Source organism: Streptomyces sp. NPDC002911, assembly GCF_053591835.1.
Genome location: NZ_JBSFUO010000004.1, coordinates 53,783 through 65,849 on the forward strand (window position 1 = coordinate 53,783; position 12,067 = coordinate 65,849).

The 12,067-nt window shown below is 71.1% G+C and carries 12 protein-coding genes; 1 reads left to right on the forward strand and 11 read right to left on the reverse strand.

Annotated features, from left to right (window positions below):
• Positions 1–55 precede the first annotated feature (55 nt).
• From mscL to ACWD04_RS08115, 11 genes are all read right to left on the reverse strand, one after another.
• On the reverse strand, positions 56–520 hold the full coding sequence (gene mscL, locus ACWD04_RS08065) for a large conductance mechanosensitive channel protein MscL (RefSeq protein ID WP_451129325.1): 465 nt from the start codon (positions 518–520) through the stop codon (positions 56–58).
• A gap of 99 nt (positions 521–619) precedes the next feature.
• Positions 620–2,155, reverse strand: coding sequence for an NADH-quinone oxidoreductase subunit N (locus ACWD04_RS08070; RefSeq protein ID WP_451129327.1), 1,536 nt, complete (start codon positions 2,153–2,155; stop codon positions 620–622).
• Positions 2,152–3,702 (reverse strand): complex I subunit 4 family protein, encoded by a 1,551-nt coding sequence (locus ACWD04_RS08075; protein ID WP_451129977.1) that lies wholly within the window; start codon positions 3,700–3,702, stop codon positions 2,152–2,154. Before ACWD04_RS08075 ends, ACWD04_RS08070 begins: the two co-directional genes overlap by 4 nt.
• A 27-nt stretch (positions 3,703–3,729) precedes the next feature.
• On the reverse strand, positions 3,730–5,730 hold the full coding sequence (locus tag ACWD04_RS08080; RefSeq protein ID WP_451129329.1) for an NADH-quinone oxidoreductase subunit 5 family protein: 2,001 nt from the start codon (positions 5,728–5,730) through the stop codon (positions 3,730–3,732).
• Entirely contained in the window at positions 5,727–6,140 is a 414-nt protein-coding gene (nuoK, locus tag ACWD04_RS08085; protein WP_451129331.1) for an NADH-quinone oxidoreductase subunit NuoK, read from the reverse strand. The genes ACWD04_RS08080 and nuoK overlap by 4 nt, the downstream gene beginning before the upstream one ends.
• A complete protein-coding gene (locus ACWD04_RS08090) occupies positions 6,140–6,763 on the reverse strand; it encodes an NADH-quinone oxidoreductase subunit J family protein (protein WP_451129333.1) in 624 nt (207 codons plus the stop codon). The genes nuoK and ACWD04_RS08090 overlap by 1 nt, the downstream gene beginning before the upstream one ends.
• Complete coding sequence (locus tag ACWD04_RS08095) at positions 6,760–7,344, reverse strand: NuoI/complex I 23 kDa subunit family protein (protein ID WP_451129335.1); 585 nt, start codon at positions 7,342–7,344, stop codon at positions 6,760–6,762. Before ACWD04_RS08095 ends, ACWD04_RS08090 begins: the two co-directional genes overlap by 4 nt.
• Positions 7,344–8,312, reverse strand: coding sequence for a complex I subunit 1/NuoH family protein (locus ACWD04_RS08100; protein WP_451129337.1), 969 nt, complete (start codon positions 8,310–8,312; stop codon positions 7,344–7,346). The genes ACWD04_RS08095 and ACWD04_RS08100 overlap by 1 nt, the downstream gene beginning before the upstream one ends.
• The gene (locus ACWD04_RS08105) at positions 8,309–9,553 is read right to left on the reverse strand and encodes an NADH-quinone oxidoreductase subunit C (RefSeq protein ID WP_451129339.1); all 1,245 of its coding nucleotides are present in this window, start codon (positions 9,551–9,553) and stop codon (positions 8,309–8,311) included. Before ACWD04_RS08105 ends, ACWD04_RS08100 begins: the two co-directional genes overlap by 4 nt.
• The gene (locus tag ACWD04_RS08110; protein WP_451129341.1) at positions 9,550–10,185 is read right to left on the reverse strand and encodes an NADH-quinone oxidoreductase subunit B; all 636 of its coding nucleotides are present in this window, start codon (positions 10,183–10,185) and stop codon (positions 9,550–9,552) included. The genes ACWD04_RS08105 and ACWD04_RS08110 overlap by 4 nt, the downstream gene beginning before the upstream one ends.
• Positions 10,176–10,577, reverse strand: a complete 402-nt coding sequence (locus ACWD04_RS08115) for an NADH-quinone oxidoreductase subunit A (protein ID WP_451129343.1) — start codon at positions 10,575–10,577, stop codon at positions 10,176–10,178. The genes ACWD04_RS08110 and ACWD04_RS08115 overlap by 10 nt, the downstream gene beginning before the upstream one ends.
• Positions 10,578–10,780: 203 nt before the next feature.
• Between ACWD04_RS08115 and ACWD04_RS08120 the strand changes: the two genes are divergently transcribed.
• Positions 10,781–11,980, forward strand: a complete 1,200-nt coding sequence (locus ACWD04_RS08120) for a sensor histidine kinase (protein WP_451129345.1) — start codon at positions 10,781–10,783, stop codon at positions 11,978–11,980.
• Positions 11,981–12,067: the final 87 nt, after the last annotated feature.

Below are 12,067 nucleotides of genomic sequence, written 5' to 3' on the forward strand. Positions count from 1 at the left end.
TGGATCCGCCCCTGGGCCGTACGGGTGGCGTGTCTGCGGGGCCTGCGGCAGCGGGTCAGCGCTGGGCGGGGAGCCCTGCGAGCGCTCGGGCTTCCGCGTCCGGCTCGACATCGCTGGTGCAGTGGGCGCAGCGGGTGGCGATGGCGGGGATCTCGGTGTAGCAGCGCGGGCAGTCGCGGAGGGCGGCCTTGATGTCCGCCTTCTGCTCCTCCTCCTTGGCCGTGAAGCGGTTCTGGACCTTGGCCATGGGGACGACGACCAGGAAGTAGAGAACGGCGGCGGTGATGAGGAAGGCGATGGCGGCGCTGATGAAGAGGCCGTAGGGGAAGATCGCGCCGTCGACGGTGAAGGTGGCTTTGCTGAAGTCACCCGTTCCGCGCGTGAAGACGCCGATCAGCGGCACGATGAACGCGTTGCTGAAGCCGGTGACGACGGCGGTGAAGGCGGCTCCCACTGCGAGGCCGATGGCCATGGAGATGACGTTTCCGCGCAGGATGAAGTCTTTGAACCCGTTCAGCACCGCTCTGGCTCCTCTTTGTTCTTCTTGCGTGTTTTACGTGACCTGTGCACGCATGACCATGCCCTGTGCGCGGCTGCACGGGCAAGCTGGTCGGAGCCGTCAGAAGAGGCCGGCCGCGGCGAACCTGAGGATGAGCTGGGGGGCGCCGGACAGTGTGATTCCGGCTACGGCGGTGAGGGTGATCACCCAGGCGAGCGGGGCGGGGACCCGGTGCCCGGGTGCGGTGGGCGCTTGCTCGGCGCCCGGGGGTGTCTCGGGGGCCCGGAAGAGGGCGGCTGTCCATTGAAGGTAGTAGTACAGCGCGATCACCACGTTGACGGCCATGACGACGGCCAGCCAGCCGAGGCCGGCGTCGACGGCCGAGGAGAAGACCGTGACCTTGGCGAAGAGGCCGATGATGCCGGGCGGCAGGCCCGCCAGGCAGAGCAGGAAGAAACCCATGGCGAGCGCGGCCAGGGGGCGGGTGGAGTACAGGCCGCGGTAGTCGCTGATCCGGTTGCCGGGGTGGCTGCGGGCCACGAGAGCGGCCACCGCGAAGGCCCCGAGGTTCACCACGGCGTACATCAGCGCGTAGGCCACGGTGGAGCCGATCTGGTCGTCGCTGGAGTACGCGGCGGCGGCGATCGGGACGAGGAGGTAGCCGGCCTGGCCGACGGACGACCAGGCGAGGAGGCGTACTGCGCTCCGGGCGCGGGTGGCGGTCTGCCGGAGCGCGGCGAGGTTGCCGATGGTCATGGTGAGCGCGGCGAGGACGGCCAGGGCGGGCCCCCAGACGTCGGCGTACGACGGGAAGCCGATCACCGTGACGAGGATGAGGCCGGAGAAGCCGACCGCCTTGCCGACGACCGAGAGGTAGGCGGCGATGGGGAGCGGAGCTCCCACGTAGGTGTCGGGGACCCAGAAGTGGAACGGCGCGGCAGCCGTCTTGAAGGCGAAGCCGACGAGGGTGAGGACCACGCCGGCCTCGGCGAGGGTGGAGAACCTGTCCGGGACGTCGTCGAGGCGGGCGGCGACCTCCGTGAGGTGCAGGGTGCCGGTGGTCGCGTAGACGAAGCTGACGCCCAGGAGCATGACGGCGGTGGCGACGACGGAGGAGAGGAAGAACTTGAGGGCCGCTTCGGAGGAGCGACGGTCTCCGCGCTTGATGCCGACGAGGGCGAACGCGGGAAGCGAGGCGACTTCGAGGGCGACGACGAGCGTGGCGAGGTCCCTGGCCGCGGGCAGCAGTGCGGCACCCGCGGCGGAGGACAGCAGCAGGAACCAGAACTCGCCCGCGGGGAGCTTGCGGGTGTCGACGATCGAGAGGAGCGCGGTGAGCAGGGCGCCGCCGAGCACGAGGGCCTGGATGACGAGCGCGAAGTGGTCGGCGGTGTAGCTGCAGGCCTGGGACCCGCCGGTGAGGCAGAAGGTGGAGCGGTCCCCGGCGCGCAGCGGGACGAGCGTGGCGAGCGCGGCGACGAGCCCCGCGACGGCTCCGTAGCCGAGGAGCGGCTTGTGCCGTTCGCCGACGAAGAGGTCGGCGACGAGGACGAGCAGGGCCACGGACGCCGCGATGACGGGCGGTGCGATCGCGAGCCAGTCGACGGACTGGACGAGGCTTGCCGCCCCGGTTGCGGTGTCGGCTGCCACGGTCACGACTTGCCTCCTGCGAGGAGCTTCTGCACGGCCGGGTCGGTGAGGCCGAGGAGGACGGCGGGCCAGAGTCCGGCGAGGACGGTCAGGGCGGCGAGCGGGGTCCAGGCGGCGAATTCGTAGCGCTGGATGTCGGCGACCGGGTGCGGCTGGTCACGGTGCTCGCCCATGCATACGCGCCGTACGACGATCAGCATGTACGCGGCGGTGAGCAGGGTGCCGAGGGCGCCGATGGACATGTAGGTGAGGAAGGCGGGGCGGCTGAGCCCCTCGGCGGGGTCGAAGGCACCGAACAGGGTGAGCATCTCGCCCCAGAATCCGGCGAGGCCGGGCAGTCCGAGCGAGGCGACGGCAGCGAAGGCGAGGAGTCCGCCGAGCCGGGGCGCACGGCCGTAGAGGGCGGCTCCGGTGGCGCCTGCGAGGGTGTCGAGGTCGGCCGTGCCGTAGCGGTCCTTGATGGCTCCGACCAGGAAGAACAGCAGGCCAGTGATGAGCCCGTGGGCGATGTTGGCGAAGAGCGCGCCGTTCACACCGGTGGGGGTCATGGTCGCGATGCCGAGCAGGACGAAGCCCATGTGGCCCACGGAGGAGTAGGCGATCAGACGCTTGAGGTCGCCCTTGGCGCCGGGGCGGGCGAGGGCGAGGCAGGCGAGTGAGCCGTAGATGATCCCGACGACGGCGAAGGCCGCGAGATAGGGCGCGAAGGTCTGCATCCCTTCCGGGGTGACGGGGAGCAGGATGCGGACGAACCCGTACGTACCCATCTTCAGCAGCACGCCGGCGAGGAGCACGGAGCCGACGGTCGGGGCCGCGGTGTGGGCGTCGGGCAGCCAGCTGTGCAGGGGCCACATCGGGGTCTTCACGGCCAGGCCGATCCCGACGGCCAGTACGGCGATGACCTGCACGGATGTGGTGAGGCCGCGGCCGTTGTCAGTGGCGAGTGCCACCATGTCGAAAGTGCCGCTCTTCAGTCCGATGAGGAGCAGCCCCAGCAGCATGATCACGGAGCCGAGCAGCGTGTAGAGGATGAATTTCCAGGCGGCGGGCTGCTTCCTGTCGCCGCCCCAGCGGGCGATGAGGAAGTACATCGGGATGAGGACCATCTCGAAGGCCAGGAAGAACAGCAGCAGGTCGAGGACGGCGAAGGTCGCCAGGGTGCCGGACTCGAGGACGAGGACCAGAGCGACGAAGGCCTTCGGGGAGGGGCCTGCGGGGAGCTTGAAGTAGCTGTAGAACGCGCAGAGGAAGGTCAGTAGCGCGGTCAGCACGAGGAGGGGGAGCGAAATGCCGTCGGTGCCGAGGTGGATGCGGACGTCGAGTGCCGGAATCCAGCTGATGTCCGTGATGGCCTGCATCTTCGACGGTTGGTCGTGGTCGAAGCCCGCGGCCAGGACGAGCGCGGCGAGGAGTACGGCGCCGGTGACGGTCACCCCGTGGCGGAGCACGGCCTGGTCGGGGTTCCTGCCCTTGAGCCCGGGCGGGGCCGGCAGGAGCGCGGCGGCCGCGCCGAGGAGCGGGGCGACGACGATGAACGCCAGAAGGAACTGCATCACGGACGCGCTGATATCGAACACGGATCACGCCCCGGCGTAGACGTTGGCAAAGACGACGGCGGCGATCGCCAGGACAAGGGTTCCGGCGAGGAGCGCGCCGAGGTAGGTCTGCACGTTGCCGGTCTGGGCGCGGCGGACCGCGGTGCCGAGTCCGCGGGCGATGCTGCCCGAGCCGCGTACGTAGGTGTCGACGACCTCACGGTCCAGGAAGCGGACGAGCCGTGCGGCGGCCCCCACGGGGCGGACGAACAGCGCCGTGTACAGGGCGTCGAGGTGGAAGCCGGTAACGGCGTGACGGTGCAGCGGCCCCAGCAGGAGCCGGCCGGGGTCCGAGGGGTCCGGGGCACCCGCGATGGTGCCGTACGCAGCGGTGTGCGAGGCAATGGCCTCGGCCTCCACCAGAGCGGGTTCGGCGCCGGGGTGGGCGGCGACCGCGCCGACCGGGGGGCGGCCGGCGAGCTCCGTGGTGTGGCGCCATGCGCCGTAGGTGACCAGTCCGCCGACGAGTCCGACGCCGGTGGAGAGGACGGCGGTCGTGAGGGAGGGGGTGAGGCTGTGGCCGTCGAACCAGTCGGTGAGGGCGCCGGCGGTGAGGCCGAAGGCGATCGTGGGCACGGCGAGGACCCAGAGGACGGAGGTCATCGCGACGGGCTGCCGGCCGTAATCGGGGATCTCAGGGCCACGCCCGCGGAAGGCGAGGAGCCACAGCCGGGTGGCGTAGGCGGCGGTGAGGACCGCGGCGGCGAGGCCGGCGACGAGGATCGTCCAGCCGGCCGCGGCCGGGGCGACGTCGCGGTCCCCGAAGGCGGTGTGCTCGGCGGCGACGAGGACGGCTTCCTTGGAGAAGAAGCCGGCGAACGGGGGAATGGCGGCGAGCGCGAGGAGGGCGACGGTCATCGTCCAGTAGGCGTCGGGGATGCGCTTGGTCAGCCCGCCCATGCGGGACATGGCGGCCAGTGAGTTGGTTCCCGCCGCGTGGATGACGACGCCCGCCGCGAGGAAGAGGACGGCTTTGAACGCACCGTGCGACAGGAGGTGGAAGACGGCTGCCCCGCGGTCACCGACGGCCAGGGCGCCGGACATGTAGCCGAGCTGGCCGATCGTCGAGTAGGCGAGGACCCGCTTGATGTCGTCCTGCGCGAGTGCGGCGAGCCCGGAGCCGATCATCGTGACGGCCGCCATCACGGCGAGGACGACGAGGGCGGCACCGGACGCGGCGAAGACGGGGAGGAGCCTGGCCACGAAGTAGATACCGGCGGCGACCATCGTCGCGGCGTGGATGAGCGCGGAGACGGGGGTGGGGCCGGCCATCGCGTCGGGCAGCCAGGTGTGCAGGGGGAACTGCGCGGACTTGCCCGCGACTCCGGCGAGGAGCAGCAGCGCGATGAGGGTGGGGTGATCGAGTCCGCCGTTGTTGACGGCGGCCAGGATGCCGGTGATGCGGAAGGTACCGGTGTCCGCGGCGAGCGCGAACAGGCCGATGAGGAAGGGTACGTCGCCGAGCTTGGTGACGAGGAAGGCCTTGAGGGAGGCGGCGCGCGCCTCGGGGGTCTCCCAGTAGTGACCGACGAGGAAGTACGAGCAGATGCCCATGATCTCCCAGCCGACCAGGAGCACCATCAGGTCGCCCGAGTAGACGACGAGCAGCATCGCGGAGGTGAAGAGGGAGACGAGGGCGGCGTACGAGGGGTAGCGGGCGTCGCCCTTGAGATACGCCGTCGAGTAGATCTGTACGCACGTGGCGACGAGGCCGACGAGGACGGCGACGAGGACGGCGAAGCCGTCCAGGTGCAGGGCCAGGTCGATCGGGACCGAGCCGGTGGGGGTCAGCTGGGTCGCGGCGTCGATGGGCCGGCCGCCGCCCTGGCGTACGGCGACGACGACGGCGAGGACGGCCGCGCCGAGGGCCGGCAGGACGGCGAGGGGGCGGACGAAGCCGGGCGCGGTCCGGCCGAGGAGCAGTCCTGCGGCGGCGCCCAGGAAGGGGAGGAGAGGGACGAGGGCGGCGAGGGTCGTGGTGGTCACGCGGTGGCCTCTGCCTTCTTTGCCTTCCCTGCCGGAGCAGTGGCCTGGTCTGCGGTGGTGTCGCGGTCGGCGTAGGCATCACCAGGGAGCGTTTCGGCGTCGTCGGTCTCCGCGGTGTCGCGGAGGCGGTCGACGTCCGAGCTGCCGCGATTGCGGTAGACGGCCAGGACGATCGCGAGGCCGATGCCGATTTCGGCCGCGGCGATGGCGATCGTGAAGAGGGTGAGGGCCTGGCCCGCGTGGAGTGCGTCGCGGAGCCAGACGTCGAAGGCGACCAGGTTGAGGTTGACAGCGTTGAGCATGAGCTCGACGGACATCAGGACGAGGATCGCGTTGCGGCGGGCGAGTACCCCGTACAGCCCGGTGCAGAAGAGGAGGACGGCGAGGACGGCGGGATAGGCGAGGTGCATCAGCTCTTGTCCTCCCGGTTCACGACGGGGCGGTTGGCGACGGGGCGGTCCGCTCGGCCGCCCTGCTGGTCCTTGCGGTCCGGCCGGTCCTTGCGGGACAGGACGATCGCGCCCACGAGGGCGGCCAGCAGCAGGACGGAAAGGGCCTCGAAGGGGAGGACCCAGTGCCGGAAGAGGAATTCTCCGGAGGCCTTGGTGGAGCCCTGGGCCGGGCCGTCGAGATTGATCCAGGTCGTACGGAAGGCGTCCACGACGACCCAGACGAGGGCCGCCGCGGAGGCGACGGAAGCCCCGAGGGCGATCCACCGGTTACCCGAGTCGGCGTCCGGGGAACGGCCGATGGGGGCTCTGGTGAGCATCAGCCCGAAGAGGAGGAGGACCACGACGGAACCGACGTAGATGAGAACCTGCACCCACGCGATGAACTCGGCCGTGAGCAGGAGGTACTCCACCGCTACGCCGCCGAGCGCCACGACGAGCCAGAGGGCGGCGTGCACGAGTTGCTTGGTCGTGACGGTGATGAGGGCTGCGCCGAGGGTGGCGAGTCCGACCAGGAGGAAGGCGATCTCGACGCCGGTCGGCGAGAGGAAGCCGGGATGACCGGCGGTGGTCGCGAGGGTCACTCCTGCCCCTCCTGTTCCGCTGCCTGGCCCGACTGGGCCTCCTGCGCTGCCTGGGCTTCCTGGGCCCGGAGCTTGTCGGCCGTCTTGCGGGCTGCGGCGATCTCCTTGGGTTCCTCGGCTCCCGGGTCGAGCGCGGGTGGTTCGGGGACGGTCCACATCCACTCGCGGAGCTTGTCGCGCTCGTGGGTGAGTTCGTGGATGTCCGTCTCCGCGTACTCGAATTCGGGCGACCAGAACAGCGCGTCGAAAGGACAGACCTCGATGCAGATACCGCAGTACATGCACAGGGCGAAGTCGATCGCGAAGCGGTCCAGGACATTGCGGCTGCGCTCGCGGCCACCGGGGGCAGCTGCGGGCACCGTCTCCTTGTGGGAGTCGATGTAGATGCACCAGTCGGGGCATTCACGGGCGCAGAGCATGCAGACCGTGCAGTTCTCCTCGAAGAGCCCGATGACACCCCGGGTGCGGGGCGGCAGTTCGGGCTGGACGTCCGGGTACTGCGCGGTGACCGTGCGCTTCGTCATGGTCCGCAGGGTGACGGCAAGACCCTTGGCCAGGCCTGAGCCGGGGATCGGGGGCACTAGTTGATCGCCACCTTCACGATGCCGGTGAGCGCGATCTGCGCGAGAGCGAGGGGGATGAGCGTGGTCCACGCGAGCTTCTGCAGCTGGTCCTCGCGCAGGCGGGGGTAGGTGACCCGGAGCCAGATGACGACGAACGCGAGAACGCCGGTCTTGAGCAGGGTCCAGACCCAGCCGAGCCCGTCGGCGCCGAGGGGACCGTGCCATCCGCCGAGGAAGAGGACGGTGGTCAGACCGCACAGGACGACGATTCCGGCGTACTCGGCGAGCAGGAACAGGGCGAAGCGGAGACCCGTGTACTCGGTGTACGCACCGAAGATGATCTCCGAGTCGGCGACCGGCATGTCGAAGGGCGGGCGCTGGAGTTCGGCGAGCCCCGCCACGAAGAAGACCAGGGCGCCGACGATCTGCCAGGGCAGCCACCACCACTCGAAGGCGTTGAGGATACCGGGGAGCGAGACGGTACCGGCCGCCATGGCGACGGATGCTGCGGCGAGCAGCATCGGCAGTTCGTAGGCGAGGAGCTGCGCTGCGGTGCGGAGACCGCCGAGCAGGGAGTACTTGTTGGCCGAGGCCCAGCCCGCCATCAGCGAGCCGAGCACACCGACGCCCATGACGGCCAGCACGAAGAAGATGCCCGCGTCGACGACCTGCCCGACCGCTCCCTCGCCGGGGCCGATCGGGATGGCGACGAGCACGAGGAGGTACGGGAGCAGGGCGACGGCGGGAGCGAGCTGGAAGATGCGGCGGTCCGCATCGGCCGGAACGACGTCTTCCTTCTGCGCGAACTTCACCCCGTCCGCGACGAGCTGGGCCCAGCCGTGGAACCCGCCCGCGTGCATGGGACCGAGGCGGCCCTGCATGTGGGCCATCACCTTGTGTTCGGCCTGTCCCACGACGAGCGGGACCACCATGAACACCGCAAAGACGATGACGAGGCGGAGGGTGACGTCGAGTACGTCGCTCACTCGGCATCGCCTCCGGCGGAACGGTCGGGATCGGCGGAACGGTCGGTTCGGGACGAGGCGTCGGGGCCCCGAGCGGGGGCAGGGTCCGCGGCCGAGCCGCCGCTGTCGGAGTCATGGCCGGCGTCACCCTGCGCAGGAGCGTCCGACGGCTCGGACTCCGGTACCAACTCAGGCCCCGGCGGCTGCTCGGGCCCCGGTACCGGCTCAGGCCCCGACGGCTGCTCGGGCCCCGGTACCGGCTCAGGCCCCGGCGGCTGCTCGGGCCCCGGTACCGGCTCAGGCCCCGGCGGCTGCTCGGGCCCCTGCGGCGCCGGCCGTTTTGGCATCGTTTGCTTCGGGGTGTCGTCGAAGGCCGGCCGCGCGTCGTGCCAGGGTGCGTCCGCACGGCCGGCAGCACCCGACCCGCGCGCCGCGTCGTCGCCGCTCCGCGCGGCTCCGCCGTCCGTCGGACCGGCCGGAGGCGCGGACGCCGGGCCGGTGGCCTGGCCCGCCGAGCCCTGGGCGGCGCCGCGGGTGCGGCGCGGTGGCGCGGCCTGCGGGGCCTCCGCCGCGTCCGGCCGCTGCGCCGCCGATCCCTCGCTCACGCTGCGGGCCCGGCGCACCGGCCGGTCGCCCGCCGCACGCGCCCCTCGGGCCGGCCGGGCCGTGACAGGCGGGAGCTGCCCCTTGAGCGGGCCCCATTCATTGGGATCGGGCACTCCCGGCGGCAGCATCGTGCGCCGCTTGGGCCCGCCGTGTTCGGACTCGCCCGGCTCCTTCGCCCCCGGCCATGCCTTGGCTACACGGGCCGCAAGGACGAAGTCCTTGCGCAACGGGTGGCCCTCGAAGCTCTCGGGCAGCAGCAGCGGGACCAAGTGCGGGTGGTCCTCGAAGGCGATGCCGAACATCTCGTGCGTCTCGCGCTCGTGCCAGGCCGCGCCCGCGTAGACGCCGACGGCGGTGGGCAGGGTGGCCGCCTCGTGCGGGACGGTCGTGCGGAGCAGCAGGCGCCGGACCGTGCCGCCGCCGAGGGCCGCGACATGGGCGCAGACCCGGAAGCCGGTGCCCGGTTCGTCGACGGCGCTCAGCCAGTCGAAATAGGTGCAGCCCAGCTCGTCGCGGGCCGTTTCGAGGGCGGCGGTCCACGAGGCGGCGGGGACGTCGACGGTCAGCAGGTCGTAGGCGTGCGCGGCGGTGGCGTCCTCGCCGAAGACGTCGGTGACGGCGTCGGGCAGCCGGTCGTAGGTGTCCGAGGTGGTCACTGCCGCTTCTCCCCTGGCGTCTTCGGGGCTGTGACGAGACCGCTGCGCAGGGCGGCGGCCGAGGGACGGGCTGTGTCCTCGGTGGCGTACCGCTCGGCGAGCGACTCGCGGGCGATCTTCTCCTGGAGCTTGAGGATGCCCTGGAGGAGCGCCTCGGGCCGGGGCGGGCAGCCGGGTACGTACACGTCGACGGGGATGATCTGGTCGACGCCCTTCGTCACGGAGTACGAATCCCAGTAAGGGCCGCCGCAGTTGGAGCAGGCGCCGAAGGAGATGACGTACTTCGGCTCGGGCATCTGCTCGTAGAGCCGCTTCACGGCCGGGGCCATCTTGTCCGTCACCGTGCCGGACACGACCATCAGGTCGGCCTGCCGAGGGCCGGGCGCGAACGGGATGACGCCGAGCCGGATGAAGTCGTGCCGTGCCATGGAGGCGGCGATGAACTCGATGGCACAGCAGGCGAGTCCGAAGTTGAAGACCCAGAGGCTGTAGCGGCGGCCCCAGTTGAGGACCACCTTCATCGGTTCGGGCGCGAGCCGGGACAGCACGCCGAGCTTCTTCGGCTCGGGCAGCAACGCCGGATCGGGCAGCGACACGGGGGGTTCGGGATTCGGCCGGCTCGTCACGCCCATCCGAGGACGCCCTTCTTCCATGCGTAGAGCAGTCCCACGGCCAGGAAACCGAGGAAAATGAACATCTCCACCAGCGTCGTCGCCCCGTATCCGGGGGCCGCGAACACCGTCGCCCACGGGAACAGGAAGATCGAGTCGACGGCGAAGATCACGTACAGGAAGGCGTACACGTAATAGCGCACCTGGGTGTGGGCCCAGCCTTCGCCCACCGGGTCCACGCCGCACTCGTACGTGAGCAGTTTCTCCGGCGTCGGGACCACGGGCCTCAGCAGTCGGCCGGCCCCGAAGGCGACGGCGACGAACAGCACACCCACCAGGGCGAGCAGTCCGATCACTGAGTAGCTCTGGAAGTAGTCCGACGCGAGAACGGTCGGTCCCGGCACGTCCGCCACGTCCGCCCCTCGCTCCCTCAACCTGTTCGACGGTCTGTACGCAGGGGAGTCTAGGCCCTGTAAAGGGACGGTAAGCAGCCCCGTCGCACAACAGCTGGGACCGGAGGCGCCACGGGAGGCGCGATGCGAGGTGGGGTTATCCCTACTCGGCCCCACCCACGAACCCCATGGCGTGGGTGCCACCGGCCCGGCACGCTGGTCGTATGACCATGAGCCCCTCCGTGCCGGACAACGACCGGCCGCCGCCCGCGCGCTTCGCCTTCGACCGGTGGACGTGGAAGGAGATCGCGTATCTCCTGGCCAACTTGCCGGTGGCGATCGCCGGGTTCGTCTACACCGTGATCCTGATCGGTGTGGGCGCCGGGCTCTCCGTCACCGTGATCGGACTGCCACTGCTCGCGCTGGGGCTCCAGGGCGCGCGGGGGCTCGGCCGGGCCGAACGCGGCCGGGCGCGGCGGATGCTCGGGGTGCGGATCGAGGAGCCGAGCCCGATGGCCCGGAGCCGCCGGGACCAGGGTTTCCTCACCTGGCTGTGGTCGGGGCTGAAGGACCCGGTGGGGTGGCGGGCGTTGCTGTATTCGTTCATCCGGCTGCCATGGGGTGTGGCGACGTTCGCCGTGACGCTGGTGAGCCTGTTCGTCCTGTGGCCCGTGCTCCCGTACCTCGCGCGCGGGTTGACCAACGCGGACCGGGCGATGGCTCGGGCCCTGCTCTCGCCCTCCGACGAACTGGAGCGCAGGATCGCCGAACTGGAGTCGGACAGGGGTGTGGTCGTGGACACCGCGGCCGCGGACCTGCGCCGCATCGAACGCGACCTCCACGACGGCGCACAGGCCCGGCTCGTCGCCCTCGCCATGGGCCTGGGGCTGGCGAAGGAGAAGCTCACCGACGACCCCGAAGCCGCCGCCCGCATGGTCGACGAGGCCCACGGCGAGATCAAGGTCGCCCTCCAGGAACTCCGCGACCTCGCCCGCGGCATCCACCCCGCCGTCCTCACCGACCGCGGACTCGACGCCGCACTCTCCGCCATCGCCTCCCGCTGCACCGTCCCCGTGAAAGTCGCGGTGGACCTGGAGTCACGGCCCGCCCAGGCCATCGAGGGCATCGCCTACTTCACCGTCTCCGAACTCCTCCAGAACATCAGCAAGCACGCCCGGGCCACCCGCGCCTCGGTCGACGTCTGGAGAGCGGCGGACCGGCTGATGCTCCAGGTCACGGACGACGGCCGCGGCGGAGCCCGGCTCGACGGCGGTACGGGCATGTCGGGGCTGGCGGAGCGGCTGGGAGCCGTCGACGGGCTGTTCGTCCTGGACTCCCCCGAGGGCGGCCCCACCACGGTCACCGCGGAGCTGCCCTGGCGCGACCGCGCGGACACGGAGACCGAACGGGCGGGTGTGGCATGACACGGAGGCGGGACGTCATGCGCGGAGGCGGGGCGCCGTGGCCCGGAGGCAGGACGGCGTGGCCCGGAGGCAGGACGGCGGGCCGCC

Excerpts from the sequence above, each read along its gene's own strand:
- ACWD04_RS08120 (WP_451129345.1), top strand. The coding sequence starts at position 10,781 with ATGACCATGAGCCCCTCCGTGCCGGACAACGACCGGCCGCCGCCCGCG.
- ACWD04_RS08110 (WP_451129341.1), bottom strand. The coding sequence starts at position 10,185 with ATGGGCGTGACGAGCCGGCCGAATCCCGAACCCCCCGTGTCGCTGCCC.
- ACWD04_RS08075 (WP_451129977.1), bottom strand. The coding sequence starts at position 3,702 with ATGCAGTTCCTTCTGGCGTTCATCGTCGTCGCCCCGCTCCTCGGCGCG.
- nuoK (WP_451129331.1), bottom strand. The coding sequence starts at position 6,140 with ATGCACCTCGCCTATCCCGCCGTCCTCGCCGTCCTCCTCTTCTGCACC.